General features: G+C 60.9%; 9 protein-coding genes. 5 read left to right on the top strand and 4 right to left on the bottom strand.

Annotation, left to right across the window (positions count from 1 at the left end; all coding sequences use genetic code 11):
• The first annotated feature begins 525 nt into the window (after nucleotides 1-525).
• A complete protein-coding gene (spy, locus tag ACUXAC_RS24060) occupies nucleotides 526-1,014 on the top strand; it encodes an ATP-independent periplasmic protein-refolding chaperone Spy (RefSeq protein WP_038874659.1) in 489 nt (162 codons plus the stop codon).
• A gap of 92 nt (nucleotides 1,015-1,106) precedes the next feature.
• Here the strand turns inward: spy and ACUXAC_RS24055 are convergent, their stop codons facing one another.
• Nucleotides 1,107-2,324, bottom strand: coding sequence for a Tm-1-like ATP-binding domain-containing protein (locus ACUXAC_RS24055; RefSeq protein WP_100396791.1), 1,218 nt, complete (start codon nucleotides 2,322-2,324; stop codon nucleotides 1,107-1,109).
• A gap of 250 nt (nucleotides 2,325-2,574) precedes the next feature.
• On the opposite strand from ACUXAC_RS24055, the gene ACUXAC_RS24050 reads away from it, so the two are divergent.
• The 4 genes from ACUXAC_RS24050 to ACUXAC_RS24035 all read left to right on the top strand — a co-directional run bounded on the left by ACUXAC_RS24050 (nucleotide 2,575) and on the right by ACUXAC_RS24035 (nucleotide 11,260).
• On the top strand, nucleotides 2,575-3,228 hold the full coding sequence (locus ACUXAC_RS24050; protein ID WP_038874652.1) for a TetR/AcrR family transcriptional regulator: 654 nt from the start codon (nucleotides 2,575-2,577) through the stop codon (nucleotides 3,226-3,228).
• A gap of 478 nt (nucleotides 3,229-3,706) precedes the next feature.
• Nucleotides 3,707-6,730 (top strand): autotransporter outer membrane beta-barrel domain-containing protein, encoded by a 3,024-nt coding sequence (locus ACUXAC_RS24045; protein ID WP_454266912.1) that lies wholly within the window; start codon nucleotides 3,707-3,709, stop codon nucleotides 6,728-6,730.
• Between the two features lie 117 nt (nucleotides 6,731-6,847).
• Nucleotides 6,848-9,952 carry an autotransporter outer membrane beta-barrel domain-containing protein gene (locus ACUXAC_RS24040; RefSeq protein ID WP_454266910.1) on the top strand — a complete coding sequence of 1,035 codons (3,105 nt, stop codon included), beginning with the start codon at nucleotides 6,848-6,850 and terminating at the stop codon, nucleotides 9,950-9,952.
• Between the two features lie 456 nt (nucleotides 9,953-10,408).
• Nucleotides 10,409-11,260: a helix-turn-helix domain-containing protein gene (locus tag ACUXAC_RS24035; RefSeq protein WP_454266909.1), complete on the top strand. Its 852-nt coding sequence runs from the start codon at nucleotides 10,409-10,411 to the stop codon at nucleotides 11,258-11,260.
• Here the strand turns inward: ACUXAC_RS24035 and ACUXAC_RS24030 are convergent.
• The 3 genes from ACUXAC_RS24030 to gorA form a co-directional block, all read right to left on the bottom strand.
• Nucleotides 11,250-13,034, bottom strand: a complete 1,785-nt coding sequence (locus ACUXAC_RS24030) for an ATP-binding response regulator (protein WP_087762438.1) — start codon at nucleotides 13,032-13,034, stop codon at nucleotides 11,250-11,252. The two genes, ACUXAC_RS24035 and ACUXAC_RS24030, sit on opposite strands and share 11 nt — an antisense overlap.
• The gene (locus tag ACUXAC_RS24025; protein ID WP_033636391.1) at nucleotides 13,031-13,525 is read right to left on the bottom strand and encodes a molybdopterin-dependent oxidoreductase; all 495 of its coding nucleotides are present in this window, start codon (nucleotides 13,523-13,525) and stop codon (nucleotides 13,031-13,033) included. Before ACUXAC_RS24025 ends, ACUXAC_RS24030 begins: the two co-directional genes overlap by 4 nt.
• Nucleotides 13,526-13,681: 156 nt before the next feature.
• Nucleotides 13,682-15,034 (bottom strand): glutathione-disulfide reductase, encoded by a 1,353-nt coding sequence (gene gorA / locus ACUXAC_RS24020; protein WP_025304617.1) that lies wholly within the window; start codon nucleotides 15,032-15,034, stop codon nucleotides 13,682-13,684.
• Between the last annotated feature and the right edge of the window lie 13 nt (nucleotides 15,035-15,047).

Here is a 15,047-nt window from a genome sequence, read left to right as displayed (position 1 = left end):
CAAAAGAGCACGGGCGGCCGGTCAGCACAGCTCCGGGGCAGCCTGTTGGCCCGAAAGTGGTCGCCGTGCGCATCTGTGCATCATATAACAGGTTTTCACAAGCGAGGCGGGTGATGGAAACTATTATATAAGCAATGATTAGTTTTGCGGTGTAAACGTCACCCGGCGGCCGGTTGTCTTAAAGTGTAGGAGAACATCGGATCCTGTGATGTTTGTACCGACCTCCCCGCTATCGGAAAACGGTTGATGCAAGGTTGCCGTGGAGGCGAGTAAATTATAGCGGTGAGGGGAAAGCGGAAAAATAACTCCACCGGGGGGATTTTTACCGGGAAATTAAAATTTCCATCAAATAAACGCCATCTTCATAGTTTTCTCATAATTGGTGAATAAATCCGAGACGGGTTTTAAAAAGTTTACACACCCTCGCATTACTTGAATTTTATCAGCCTATTATTATCTCCGACGACGAATGAGCCTGTTAACGTACAGCGCTCCTGATGAAGAAAAACTTTTAAGGAAATGATTATGCGTAAATTGACGGCTTTATTTATTGCTTCCACGCTGGCTCTGGGTTCTGCTTCTGCGGCGTTCGCTGCAGACACGACGGCACCGGCACCGGATGCGGCGCCGATGAAAATGATGCATCACAAGGGTGAAGGCAAAGGCGGCCCGTTCGCCGGGCTGAACCTGACCGAACAGCAGCGCCAGCAGATGCGCGACATCATGAAAGAGTCGCACCAGAAGCGCGGGCCGGGCATGAAAGAGGAACGCCAGGCGCTGCATAATCTGGTGGCTTCCGACAGCTTTGACGAAGCGAAGGCGAAAGCGCAAATTGACGCGATGGGCAAAGCGCAATCCGAACGCATGCTGGAACGCGCCAAAGCGGAAAATAAAATGTATAACCTGCTGACTCCTGAGCAGAAAAAACAATACAATGAGAATTATCAGAAACGCGAGCAAAAGATGATGGACCATATGAATAAAATGAAGGAGCAGATGTCCTCCGGTCAGTAATATCCGCTCGCGGTGAATAAAAAAGGGCCAGACTATTTGTCTGGCCTTTTTTATTTGGCGTTATCACCGGCAGGTTCTGCAGTGAGTGATAATCATTCCCCGCCGACAATGTGCCGGAACTGTTCGGCAACGGCCTGTGCAAAGCGCGGGTCGTTAATATGATAAGGCGTTTTTATCAGCCGGCGTTTGTCGGTGGCGTATACCGTCTCCTCCAGCGCTTGCGTAAAGGCGGCCAGCGCCGCCGGATCCCAGAACGGTTGCCCCGGCGCATCCAGAGCCGATACGCCGCCTGCCGGGATCACGAAGCGCACTTCGCCCGTACAGGCATTGATTTTTTCGCCCATCCAACGTCCGATTAACGCGCTTTCCCGCGCGCTGGTGCGCACCAGCGTCACTTGCGGATTGTGATGGTGGCGCAGGCGGTTGGCGTAGCGAGCCGGCACCGTATTCGGCGCGCCGAAGTTGATCATGTCGATCGCGCCGCAGGAGAGCACGCAAGGGATGCCGGTACGCGCGATGGCCCCGAAACGATCTGCATTGCAGGGTAGCACACCGCCAAACAGGTAATCGGCCACTTCGGTGGTGGTCAAGTCGATGGCGCCGTGCAGTTGGCGGCTATCGATCAGTTTTTCCAGCGCTCTGCCGCCGCTGCCGGTGGCGTGAAACGTCAGGCAATCCCATTGCGGCTCAAGGTCGGCAACCAGCGCCTGAATGCAGGGCGTGGTGACGCCAAACATCGTCAGGCCAATCGCGGGCTTGTCGTCGGGATAGTCGACGGCGGCGAAGCGTACGGCCCCGGCTATCTGGCGCGCCGCGTTGCCGAGCACCCGTCGCGAGATGCGGTTCAGACCGGCGAGATCGGTGACCGAATACAGCATGTTGATGTCACTGGCGCCGACATAGGCGGAAACGTCACCCGCCGCCATGCTTGAGACCATTATTTTCGGCAGGCCGATCGGCAGCTGCTGCATGGCCGGCGTGATGATGGCGGTGCCACCGGAGCCCCCCAGGCCAAGCAGGGCGGCAATATCGCGGCGCGTCAGGATAAAGCGTTCGAAAGCGGTCGCCATGGCGGCGATCGCCTGGCCGCGGCTGGCGCAGAAGACCGCGCCGGCGCCTGCCGGATGGTGGCGGGCAACGTCCTCTGGGCTGATATCGGCGGGGGAATCAAACGGCAGGCTACGGGTGGAGAGATCGACGGTTCGCGTAGGTAAATTCAGGGCAGCGATCAGCCGCCGTACGTACTCCAACTCTTGTCCTTTGGTATCTGCTGTGGTAGCAATATAGACAAAATTTGAAGTATCAATCATGGGGTTTTCCCGAGTGTTTCTAGTTTTTATTTATAAATTATGATGTTATATTTTTAGTGGAACCCTGGTGCTGGCTATTAAGTTAAAGTAATTAATGTATTTATATAATGAGACGGCCGTATCATTTTTGCAAGGGTTAGGCGATGCAAAATGGGACTTCTGTCTCATTTTTGAGCTTTTCAACGTGGCCGGCGCTTTGCCGGCAACCGGCCAACAGAGGCATCGTCCCCGGTTGTGCTAGCGTGTGCAGATGCATGAGGTTTATGTGCCGATAGATGCTTTTCCCGTCCCTCTCGATCCTTCTCTGACCTCCGCCCGGGCAAAAACCTACCGTTTGTTGCTGGCCAGCGCGATGGCGCTGTATGACGAAGGCGCGTTTCCTTCGATCACCGAACTGGCGGCGCATGCACAGGTATCGCGTGCGACGGCCTACCGTTACTTTCCGACCCAAAGTGCGCTGATTAGCGCCGTGGTGGCGGAAAGCCTGGGCCCAATCCTGGAATGGCGCCCGCAAGACGATGATGCTTTGAAGCGTATTCAGCAATTGCTGAGCTTCGCCTATCCTCAGATGGAGCGGCATGAGGGGGCGTTGCGCGCGGCGTTGCAACTCTCTTTACAGCAGTGGGCGAACGCGACGCCGGGCGAAAAATTCGTGCGCGGCAACCGCAAGCGTCTGCTGGCGCTGGCGGTAGAACCGTTGCAGGGCAAACTGCCGTCGGACTCTCTGCAGAGAGTGATTCATGCTTTCTCGCTGATTTACGGCTCGGAAGTATTTCTGGTGTTGAAAGATATCTGGGGCCTGGAGCTGGATAATATTCAGGACGTCACGCAATGGATGGCCAAAGCCATCCTTCGTCAGGCGGAAGAAGACGCGATGAACAGCAAAAAAACATCAGCAGGATAATCCAATTTTTGCCGATGGCTGAGTGAAAATCCAGCATAATTCACTGAGTGAATATTGGCAAAATTTATAATTAAAAGTGATAAAAGACGCCTGTTAATCACTTTTCAGGCGTTCTGTCTCTTTGTTGTTTACTGAATTATATTCTTATTTATCATAATCATAATATTGTTTCTCTCACCTCATGCCGCGACTTAGGCGTTGGGAGATGTCATTGCCATTTCTTATCCTCCTTCGCCTGATCCACCCCTGAAACTTTCTCTCCTCCCTCCTGACTGCCGGATGACACATTAAGCGCACTTGAGATTGTTGTGCTTTATTTATTTGGTGTTACCAAACTGTTACACAAAAAATCTTATAAAACATTTGCAAACAACAACGGACGGTATCTGGGATGGAGAAGAAACTTAGAGGAGTCAAATCCGCTCGGGCGGCCTTCGGCTGGCCTGAAATCGGAGTTCATCGCGCACAATGGAGCGCGATGCTGATCTGCCTGACGGCGATCGGCGGGGCGCAGGCTGCCACCTATATAGAGAACGGCAAAGCGGGCGATCCGGCCAGCTGGCGCAGCAGTGAGTTCAACGCGGAATGGGGGCTGGGGGCGATCCACGCCGACCAGGCCTACGCCGCCGGTTATACCGGCAAAGGCATCAAACTCGGCATTTTCGATCAGCCGGTTTACGCCAAACATCCCGAATTTGCCGGTGAGAATAAGGTGATCAATTTGGTTACCGAAGGCATCCGCGAATACACCGACCCCTATATTCCGGTGAAAAAAGGCGACGCTTTCCGCTATGACGGCACGCCGAGCGTGGATTCCGATGGCACGCTCGGTTCGCACGGCACCCACGTGGGCGGCATCGCCGCCGGCAGCCGCGACGGCGGCGCCATGCACGGCGTGGCGTTCAACGCGCAGATCATCAGCGCGGAAAACGGCGATCCCGGCCCGGAGGACGGCATCATCCTCGGCAACGACGGCGCGGTGTACCAGGCCGGTTGGGAGGCGCTGGTGGCCAGCGGCGCGCGCATTATCAATAACAGCTGGGGCATCGGCATTACCGATAAATTCGCCAAGGGAGGCAAAGATCCCGCTTATCCTCATTTCACGGTCGACGATGCGCAAAAGCAGTTCGATCAGATCAAGGTTATCCTGGGCACCAAGCCCGGCGGCGCCTATCAGGGCGCGATCGACGCGGCGCGCAGCGGCGTGGTCACCATCTTCGCCGCCGGTAACGATTACAACCTGAACAACCCGGACGCCATGGCCGGCCTGGCGTATTTCGTGCCGGATATCGCGCCGAACTGGCTGTCGGTCGCCAGCCTGCAAGATCCCACCAATACCGGCGATTACAGCATCAGCACCTTCTCTTCCCGCTGCGGCTATACCGCCAGTTTGTGCGTCTCGGCACCGGGTACCCGGGTGTACAGCTCGGTGATTGAAGGCACCAGCGTGGAGAATCTGACGACCGGCTACGCCAAATACAGCGGTACCTCGATGGCGGCGCCGCACGTGGCCGGCAGCGTTGCGGTGCTGATGGAGCGGTTCCCGTATTTGAATGGCGCACAGGTGGCGGACGTGCTGAAAACCACCGCCACCGACATGGGCGCGCCGGGCATCGACGCGCTCTACGGCTGGGGGATGATCAACCTGGGCAAGGCCATCAACGGCCCGGGCATGTTGGTGACCGTCGAAGATATTCCTGCGGAGTTCCGCATTCCGGATCCGACAGGCGTGGCTTACGGCCCGACCCAGTTCGTGGTGGATCTGCCGGGCGTCGGTGCGGTGCTGGACAAGGGTAAACCGACCGAGCGCGTCTGCAGCAGCGATCTTTGCGGCCTGGACTTCTGGAGCAACGACATCTCCGGCCACGGCGGCCTGACCAAGCAGGGCATCGGCACGCTGGTGCTGACGGGTAACAACACCTATGCCGGCCCGACGCTGGTCAATCAGGGGCGGCTGGCAGTCAACGGCTCGGTCACCTCGGCCGTCAGCGTGCAGAACGGCGGCATCGTCGGCGGCAGCGGCACGGTCGGTTCGCTGACCGCCCGTCAGGGCGGCACCGTGGCGCCGGGTAACTCGATCGGCACCCTGAACGTGGCGGGCAACGTCAGCTTCGAGCCGGGTTCGCGCTACGCGGTGGAAGTGGGGCCGAACGGCCAGAGCGATCGGATCCAGAGCAGCGGATCGGCGACGATCGGCGGCGGCGAGGTGGCGGTGACGCTGGAGAACAGCCCCAACCTGCTGACGCAAAGCGAGGTGCGCAGCCTGCTGGGCCAGCAGTACACCATCCTGAGCGCGCAGCAGGGGGTGAGCGGGCAGTTTGACGCGGTGGCGCCGAACTACCTGTTCCTCGGCACCGGGCTGAGTTACCAGCCGACCGGGGTGACGCTGAGCGTCGGGCGCAACGGCACGAGCTTCGCCAGCGTGGCGCAGACGCCGAACGAGCGGGCGGTGGCGGCGGCGGCGGATGCGCTGGCGGCGGGCAATCCGGTGTACGAGAGCCTGCTCGGCAGCGGCACGGCGGGCGAAGCGCGGCAGGCGTTCCGTCAGCTGTCGGGGCAAATCCATGCGGATATCGCGTCGGCGCTGGTGAACGACAGCCGCTACCTGCGTGAGGCGCTGAACGGGCGTCTGCGTCAGGCGGAAGGGCTGGCGAGCTCGTCGGCCATCAAGGCGGACGAGGGTGGTGCCTGGGCGCAGCTGCTGGGGGCGTGGGACCACGCGTCGGGCGACGCCAACGCCACGGGTTATCAGGCCTCGACCTACGGGGTGCTGGTGGGGCTGGACTCGGCGGCGGCGGACGACTGGCGGTTGGGGGTAGCGACCGGCTACACCCGCACCTCGCTGCACGGCGGGTACGGGTCGAAGGCGGACAGCGACAACTACCACCTGGCGGCGTACGGCGACAAGCAGTTCGGGGCGCTGGCGCTGCGCGGCGGGGCGGGCTACACCTGGCACCGCATCGATACCAAGCGGTCGGTGAACTACGGGATGCAGTCGGACCGCGACACGGCGAAGTACAGCGCGCGCACCGAGCAGCTGTTCGCGGAAGCGGGTTACAGCGTGCAGGGTGAGTGGCTGAACCTGGAGCCGTTCGTGAACCTGGCGTACGTGAACTTCGAGAACAACGGCATCGCGGAAAGCGGCGGCGCGGCGGCCTTGCGCGGGGATAAACAGCACACGGATGCGACGGTGTCGACGCTGGGTCTGCGTGCGGACACCGAATGGCAGGTGAGCGCGGGCACGACGGTGGCGCTGCGCAGCGAGCTGGGGTGGCAACACCAGTACGGCGGGCTGGAGCGAGGCACCGGGCTGCGGTTCAACGGCGGCAACGCGCCGTTCGTGGTGGACAGCGTGCCGGTCTCGCGCGACGGGATGGTGCTGAAGGCGGGGGCGGAAGTGGCGGTGAACGAGAACGCCACGCTGTCGCTGGGCTACGGCGGGCTGCTGTCGCAGCACCACCAGGACAACAGCGTCAACGCCGGCTTCACCTGGCGCTTCTAAGCAACATCGACTTAATCCTTGTAGGGAACCGTCTGCGGGCGGTTCCTTTTTCACATCCTGCTAATGAGAACCCGGCGCACCTGGGGCGTCGGCCAATAACAAGCAAAAGGTAAGGAAATGACAACAACAATGGGTTTTGATAGCAAAGGAAACGTTCGTCGCTCGCCGTGGCGGCTGAACGCGCTGGTCTGCTGCATGGCGCTGGCGGGGTATGCGCAGGCGGCACCGCACGAGGTGAACGGCCAAGCCGGCGATCCGGCCAGCTGGCGCAGCGCCGAATTCAACGCCAACTGGGGGCTGGGGGCGATCCATGCCGATGAGGCCTACGCCGCCGGTTATACCGGCAAAGGGCAGAAGGTGGGCATTTTCGATACCCCGGTCAACCGCCATCCCGAGTTCGCCGGCGACGGCAAACTGATCAACGTGGTCACCGAAGGCTATCGCGCCTACACCGATCCGCACCGGCCGGGCATTAACGCCGGCGACCGCTTTTACTTCGACGGCACCTTCCACTTCTACAGCGGCTCACAGGGCATGCTGAGCAATCACGGGGTGCACGTCGCGGGCATCAGCGCCGCCAACCGCGATGGCGTCGGCATGCATGGCGTGGCCTTCGATTCGCAGGTGATCAGCGTCGATAACGACAACGACGGCCCGGCCTACGGCGAATTTCTCGGCCTGGACGGCGCCGTCACCAATGCCGGCTGGCAGGCGATGATCAACAGCGGTGCGCGGGTGATCAACAACAGCTGGGGCGTCAGTATTCCCGACTTTCTGTCCGACGGCGGCCGCGATCCTAACGCGCTGCACTTTGAGCTGCAGGATGCGCAGGAACAATTCGATCAGGTCAAACCGCTGCTCGGCAGCCTGGCCGGCGCAGGCTATCAGGGCGCCATCGACGCGGCGCGCAAAAATATTCTGGTGCTGTTCGCCGCCGGCAACGACGGCAACTACAACCAACCGGATGTGATCAGCGGGCTGGCCTACTTCGTGCCGGACATCGCGCCGAACTGGTTGTCGGTTGCCAGCGTGGCGCAGGATGCGGCATCGACCAACAGCGTGCCTTACACCATCAGCAGCTTCTCTTCCCGCTGCGGCTATACCGCCAGCTTCTGCGTCTCGTCGCCGGGCAGCAAAATCTACAGCACCGTGGCCAACGGTTCCGATCCGGCCAACCTGGTGTCGGACTACGGCAATAAAAACGGCACCTCGATGGCGACGCCGCACGTCACCGGCGCGGTGGCGGTGTTGCTGCAGCGCTTCCCGTACATGACCTCGGCGCAGATTGCCGACGTGCTGAAAACCACCGCCACCGACATGGGCGCGCCGGGCATCGATGCACTCTACGGCTGGGGGATGATCAACCTGGGCAAGGCCATCAACGGCCCGGGTATGTTCTATACCGTCGAGGATATTCCCGCGGAGTTCCGCATCCCGGATCCGACGGGCGTGGCCTATGGCCCGACCCAGTTTGTCGCCAATATTCCGGGGAGGGGCGCCGAGGTGGATGCCGGTACGTTGCACGCCAGGAAATGTGATGACTTCCACTGTGGATGGGAAATCTACTCCAACAACATTTCCGGCCACGGCGGCCTGACCAAAGAGGGCGCGGGAATCCTGGAGCTGACCGGCACCAACACCTATGCCGGCCCGACGCTGGTCAATCAGGGCCGGCTGGCAGTCAACGGCTCGATCACCTCGGCCGTCAGCGTGCAGAACGGCGGCATCGTCGGCGGCAGCGGCACGGTCGGTTCGCTGACCGCCCGTCAGGGCGGCACCGTGGCACCGGGCAACTCGATCGGCACCCTGAACGTGGCGGGCAACGTCAGCTTCGAGCCGGGTTCGCGCTACGCGGTGGAAGTGGGGCCGAACGGCCAGAGCGATCGGATCCAGAGCAGCGGATCGGCGACGATCGGCGGCGGCGAGGTGGCGGTGACGCTGGAGAACAGCCCCAACCTGCTGACGCAAAACGAGGTACGCAGCCTGCTGGGCCAGCAGTACACCATTCTGAGCGCGCAGCAGGGGGTGAGCGGGCAGTTTGACGCGGTGGCGCCGAACTACCTGTTCCTCGGCACCGGGCTGAGCTACCAGCCGACCGGGGTGACGCTGAGCGTCGGGCGCAACGGCACGAGCTTCGCCAGCGTGGCACAGACGCCGAACGAGCGGGCGGTGGCGGCGGCGGCGGATGCGCTGGCGGCGGGCAACCCGGTGTACGAGAGCCTGCTCGGCAGCGGCACGGCGGGCGAAGCGCGGCAGGCGTTCCGTCAGCTGTCGGGGCAAATCCATGCGGATATCGCGTCGGCGCTGGTGAACGACAGCCGCTACCTGCGTGAGGCGCTGAACGGGCGTCTGCGTCAGGCGGAAGGGCTGGCGAGCTCGTCGGCCATCAAGGCGGACGAGGGCGGTGCCTGGGCGCAGCTGCTGGGGGCGTGGGACCACGCGTCGGGCGACGCCAACGCCACGGGTTATCAGGCCTCGACCTACGGGGTGCTGGTGGGGCTGGACTCGGCGGCGGCGGACGACTGGCGGCTGGGGGTGGCGACCGGCTACACCCGCACCTCGCTGCACGGCGGGTACGGGTCGAAGGCGGACAGCGACAACTACCACCTGGCGGCGTACGGCGACAAGCAGTTCGGGGCGCTGGCGCTGCGCGGCGGGGCGGGCTACACCTGGCACCGCATCGACACCAGGCGGTCGGTGAACTACGGAATGCAGTCGGACCGCGACACGGCGAAGTACAGCGCGCGCACCGAGCAGCTGTTCGCGGAAGCGGGCTACAGCGTACAGGGCGAGTGGCTGAACCTGGAGCCGTTCGTGAACCTGGCGTACGTGAACTTCGAGAACAACGGCATCGCGGAAAGCGGCGGCGCGGCGGCCTTGCGCGGGGATAAGCAACACACGGATGCGACGGTGTCGACGCTGGGCCTGCGTGCGGACACCGAATGGCAGGTGAGCGCGGGCACGACGGTGGCGCTGCGCAGTGAGCTGGGGTGGCAACACCAGTACGGCGGGCTGGAGCGAGGCACCGGGCTGCGGTTCAACGGCGGCAACGCGCCGTTCGTGGTGGACAGCGTGCCGGTCTCGCGCGACGGGATGGTGCTGAAGGCGGGGGCGGAAGTGGCGGTGAACGAAAACGCCACGCTGTCGCTGGGCTACGGCGGGCTGCTGTCGCAGCACCACCAGGACAACAGCGTCAACGCCGGCTTCACCTGGCGCTTCTGACCTTCAACGGCGATCTCAAGGACAACGGAGCCGGCATGCCGGCTCCGTTTTTATTTGCGGCGGCGGGGTGAGTCCGTATGATGGCGCGGCGCCAGGGGCAATAAAAAACCGGGACCCTGACGGATCCCGGCTCAAAAGTGGGTAAAACAGATTAGCGCTAAAGGCTCAAGCCCCGTTTTGCTTGTGCAGTCCGAGCGATGTGCTCATCGTCTCAGTAGCGGCAACGGAACAAATTTTCCCTGGTGTTACTATGGTTATTATTAAAAAACGTGCTGGTGTTATTTTTTATAGTGTATTGCTGTATGTCTCTTTTGATACCATGTTTGACGATGCAACATGGTATGTCAAGCAACGTTTTTAACGCATAATTGCATGGGATGCTAGTTTTAGATGTGGCTTTTTCAGCAGAAATAATCAAAACGACTGATAAATCAGTAAAAAAAATCGAAGGAACAAATGGATAACAATCACCAAAAATTCGATTCACAGTCGAATGCCAATCGGGTCAGGGAGCTGTTTTTACATTACGGGATTGGAAAACGTCAGCATGCCCGAGAGCTCAGCCGCATCTTGGATCTGAGTTTTTCACATGCGCACCGCAAACTGAAAGGGCAAAGCCCCTGGACGCTGGAGCAGATCAACAGCGTCGCGGCCGCGCTGGGAGAAACGCCGGCGGCGATCGCCGATTTGAGCGCCGAACACGAGACGCCTGAGCCAAACATGGCGCGCGATGCCATCTTTGTCGTGGCGGGGGTGGCGATACCTTGCGTCGGGCACATCGGCGACGAGCTTGCTGCCGGGCGGCCGGCGGAGTTTGTGGCGCTGCGCGTGGAAGGGCAGTGGCATATCTATCGCGCCGATGAGGCGCCGGCAGGCCCGCGTTACGGCGTCGATCTGATCGAAATCCGGCCCGGCTTCGGCGACGACGAGCGGCTGAGCATCGCGGTATTGGACGATTCGCATCAGGCGGCCGATGAGCTGGCCAAGTATCTCGGCGGCTGCGGCTTTAACGTGGTGGCGTTTTACGACGTCGACAGCTTCTGTCAGGCATTGCAGCAAAGCCTGTTCGACGGCTACGTGGTGGACTGGCTGATCGGTGAGGAAACGGCGGATCGCTGTATCGCCACCATCCGCGCTTCCGACAACCCGGATGCGCCGGTACTGGTGCTGACCGGCGAGCTGGGGACCGACCGACGCGAGTCGGAAATCGCTCAGGCGATGCGCGAGTACGACGTGCTCGGCCCTTATGAAAAGCCGGTGCGGCTCCATGTGATCGAAGCCGCACTGCAACGCTGTTTTAATCTTTAGCGGGGAACACCTCGGCCAGCGCGCTCGACAGCGCATCCAGCCGGACCGGCTTCATCAGATAGTTGTCGAACAGGGCGCGCTGGTCCGCCGTCAGCTGCTCCGGCGTGTAGGCGCTGATGCCGATGATCGGCACATGGCGGTTGGGGCCGCGACGGTTGCGCAGCTGCCTGGCCAGGGCGGCCCCGTCGATGCCCGGCATCTGCAGATCTAGCAACAGCGCGTCGTAAGGGCGTCTGAGCAGCTTCTGCAGCGCGCGCTCCGGCGAGTCGCACAGTTCGTGCTGATAGCCCAGCTTGTCCAATAGCGCCGCAAAGGCGTCACCCACCGACTTGTTGTCATCCACCACCAGGACCTGCTGCGGCTTCTGCTGCAGAGAAGCATTGGCGGCGGCGGGCTCGTCGGCACGTTCGTCTTCACTGATCTGCACCGGAATGCTGACGATAAAGGTGCTGCCCTTCTTGATTTCGCTGTACACCGTGATGGTGCCGTCGAGCAACGTCACCAGGCCGTGCACGATCGCCAGCCCCATCCCCACGCCGGCATACTGCTTGGTATGCGACTGATCCAACTGGGTAAAGGGTTTGAAGATCTGATCGAGCTGGTCTTTTTCGATACCGATGCCGGTGTCGGTCACTTCGATGATCAACGAACTGCCGCCCGGTTGGCGGCGCAGGCAGCTGTGCAGCGTGATGCTGCCGCTTTCGGTGTATTTGTAGGCGTTGGTCAGCAGGTTGACGATAATCTGCCGGATGCGCAGCGGATCGGAGTGCACCAGCAGGTGGCTGCACTCCACCTCGCAGCTGAGTTTGACCTGCTCTTTGCGGGTCAGGGTGGCGATTTCGTTGGCGGTCTCCGCGATCAGCTTCTGCGCGTCGAACGGCACGATGCGCAATTCCATCATGCCGCTGTCGAGGTGCGCATAGTCGGTCAGATCTTTCATCTGGCTTTCGATTTGCTGCGCGGCGGTCTCCAGCCGCTGGAAAGTGTCCGCATGCTCCGCCGACACCCGGGTGTTCACCAGTACGTCGATGGCCGACATCACGCTCTGCAATGAGGTGCGCAGCTCGTGGCCGATGGCGCCGAGGAAGGCGTTCTTGGTGCGAGTCGCTTTCTCCGCCTCGATCGCCTTGGCCTGCTGGCGAATGGTCAGCCGCTGCTGGCGGAACACGATCAGGGTGATGGCGATCAGTGCAATCACCGAGAACATGACGATCACTAGCCCATAGAAAATGATGTGCCGTTTCTCGATGTAGTCCTCATAGGCGGCGGTGCGCTGCTTCACCTCGGCGTGGTCGGTCAGGTTGGCCATTTCGATGGCGTAAGGCTTGATGGCCTTCATGGCCGCGAAAACCTGGTCGAAGTCGATTTTCGGGCTGTCCAGCAGCTTATCGATGCGATCCATCTGCAGGCGCATCTGTTTGACCACTTCCGGGTAGCCCGGCTCGGCGTACAGCGGCTGGGTCGATTCGGAGACGGTTTCCAGCACGTAAAAGCGCGAATAGAGGATTTCGAACCGCAGCCGCAGATTGTCGTTGTCGACCTGCGGAGCGTGGCTCTGCTGCTCGACGAAGGTGTCGAATTCCGCCAGCTTGATGGAGAACTTGGCGATCGACCACGAGTAGTTCTCCTGCGTGCCGGCGATGGCATACAGCCCTTTCTTCGACAGGGTGGCGCTGTAGTAATAGAGCGTGACGGTCGACGCCACCAGAAACAGCGCGGCAAAGATCGCCGGGATCGCCAGCCTGCTGCCGTTCTTAAAGGTCGTCAGCTTCATTTGATCACGATCCTGTCGACTTGCCAGATAAAGCGCGAGTTGTACAACGGCGAGTTCAGTTCAGGCCCGGCGGCGTCGCGCGGGTAAACCAGGAACAGCGGGCCGAAGTTTCTGAGCTTCAGCATTTCCCCGTCCATCTTGTAGGCCAGGATCATGTTGTACTTTTTGACGTCGGACAGCGGCACGTCGATGTAATAATCGTTCAGCGCGTAGAAGGTCAGCGTCTCGCCCTTGGCGCCGACGCGCTCCAGGATATCGGCCACTGAAATTCCTTCGAATTTTCTCTGCGGCGTCCAGGACGTGGAGGTGGTGATGCTGCGCACCGGCATCGCCAACAGCTGCTTATCGGTGAACAGATAGCTTTTATTGACCGGGTCGGTCACGTTGTCGATCTTGCCCGCCACTTCCAGGGTAAAGCTGAGCGCGCTGCTCTGGGCGATAATCAGGGCCACGCAGGCCATCGCAAGGGTTTTGCATAGTTTGAACAGCATCGGTGTTCTCCAGAGGCGCGGGGAGGTTGTATCAGTCCCGCTAATTTATCAGGCAGAATAATGGCAGAAAAAGCAGGCGGGTGCGAAGGGAATAGTAAACCGCACAAAAAGAACAGGCCGGTGTTTACCGGCCTGAGAATGGGCTAACCGCAGCGGTTAGCGCATGGTAACGAACTCTTCCGCCGCGGTCGGGTGGATCGCCACGGTGTTGTCGAAGTCCTTCTTGGTGGCGCCCATCTTCACCGCTACCGCGAAGCCCTGCAGGATTTCATCCATGCCGAAGCCGATGCCGTGCAGGCCGACGATCTTCTCTTCTTTACCCGCGCACACCAGCTTCATGCGGCACGGCTGGCGGTGCTGCGTCACGGCGCTGTACATGGCGGTGAAGGAGGATTTGTATACCTTCACGTTGTCCGCCCCGAACTTCTCGATGGCTTCCGGCTCGGTCAGGCCGACGGTGCCGATCGGCGGGTGGCTGAACACCACGGTGGCGATGTTGCTGTAATCCAGGTGCTCGTCCGGCTTGTTGTTGAACAGGCGCTCGGACAGGCGGCGGCCGGCGGCCACGGCGACCGGGGTCAGCTCTACCGCGCCGGTGTTGTCGCCCACCGCGTAGATGCCTTTGACGTTGGTATTCTGGAACTTATCGACGTCAATATAGCCTTGCTCGTTGGTCTTCACCCCGGTAACGCCGAGGTTCAGGTTGTCGGTCGCCGGTTCGCGGCCGATGGCCCAGATCAGGCAGTCGACGGTGAATGCCTTGCCGTTTTCCAGCTGCAGCGTCAGGCTGCCGTCGGCGTTCTTGACGATCGCTTTCGGCACCGATTCGGTGTGCAGGCTCGGCCCTTCGGTGTTCATCACTTCCACCAGGGTTTCGACGATCATCGGATCGAAGCTGCGCAGCGGCGCGTGCTTGCGCACGAACAGGTGCGTTTCCGCGCCCAGCGCGTTCAGCACGCCGGCGATCTCTACGGCGATATAGCCGGCGCCGACTACGGCGACGCGCTTCGGCATGGCGTCCAGCTCAAAGAAGCCGTCGGAGTCGATGCCGTATTCCGCACCCGGAATCGCCGGGTGGCTCGGGCGGCCGCCGGTGGCGATCAGGATGTGGTCGGCGGTGATGGTCTCGCCGTTCACTTCCACGGTGTGCGCATCCACGAAGCGCGCGAAGCCTTTGATCACGTCGACCTTGTTCTTGCCCAGCACGTTGTCGTAGGAGTTGTGGATGCGGTCGATATAGGCGGTGCGGTTGGCGACCAGCTTCTTCCAGTCGAAGGCGTTGACGGTGGTGTCGAAGCCGTAGTCCGGGCCGTACTGATGGATGGCCTCGGCGATCTGCGCCGCGTGCCACATGACTTTTTTCGGTACACAACCCACGTTTACACAGGTGCCGCCCAGCTCTTTGGCTTCAATCAGCGCACACTTTTGGCCGTACATGGCTGCCCGGTTGATCGATGCGATACCGCCGCTGCCGCCGCCAATTGCTAGATAATCGTAATGTTTCGTCATCTGGGATTTCCAT

This window comes from Serratia sp. 121840015-1 (assembly GCF_053627655.1).
This window is presented reverse-complemented; position numbering and strand designations above follow the sequence as displayed.

Excerpts from the sequence above, each read along its gene's own strand:
- gorA (WP_025304617.1), bottom strand. The coding sequence starts at position 15,034 with ATGACGAAACATTACGATTATCTAGCAATTGGCGGCGGCAGCGGCGGT.
- spy (WP_038874659.1), top strand. The coding sequence starts at position 526 with ATGCGTAAATTGACGGCTTTATTTATTGCTTCCACGCTGGCTCTGGGT.
- ACUXAC_RS24055 (WP_100396791.1), bottom strand. The coding sequence starts at position 2,324 with ATGATTGATACTTCAAATTTTGTCTATATTGCTACCACAGCAGATACC.
- ACUXAC_RS24050 (WP_038874652.1), top strand. The coding sequence starts at position 2,575 with ATGCATGAGGTTTATGTGCCGATAGATGCTTTTCCCGTCCCTCTCGAT.
- ACUXAC_RS24040 (WP_454266910.1), top strand. The coding sequence starts at position 6,848 with ATGACAACAACAATGGGTTTTGATAGCAAAGGAAACGTTCGTCGCTCG.
- ACUXAC_RS24030 (WP_087762438.1), bottom strand. The coding sequence starts at position 13,034 with ATGAAGCTGACGACCTTTAAGAACGGCAGCAGGCTGGCGATCCCGGCG.
- ACUXAC_RS24035 (WP_454266909.1), top strand. The coding sequence starts at position 10,409 with ATGGATAACAATCACCAAAAATTCGATTCACAGTCGAATGCCAATCGG.
- ACUXAC_RS24025 (WP_033636391.1), bottom strand. The coding sequence starts at position 13,525 with ATGCTGTTCAAACTATGCAAAACCCTTGCGATGGCCTGCGTGGCCCTG.
- ACUXAC_RS24045 (WP_454266912.1), top strand. The coding sequence starts at position 3,707 with ATGCTGATCTGCCTGACGGCGATCGGCGGGGCGCAGGCTGCCACCTAT.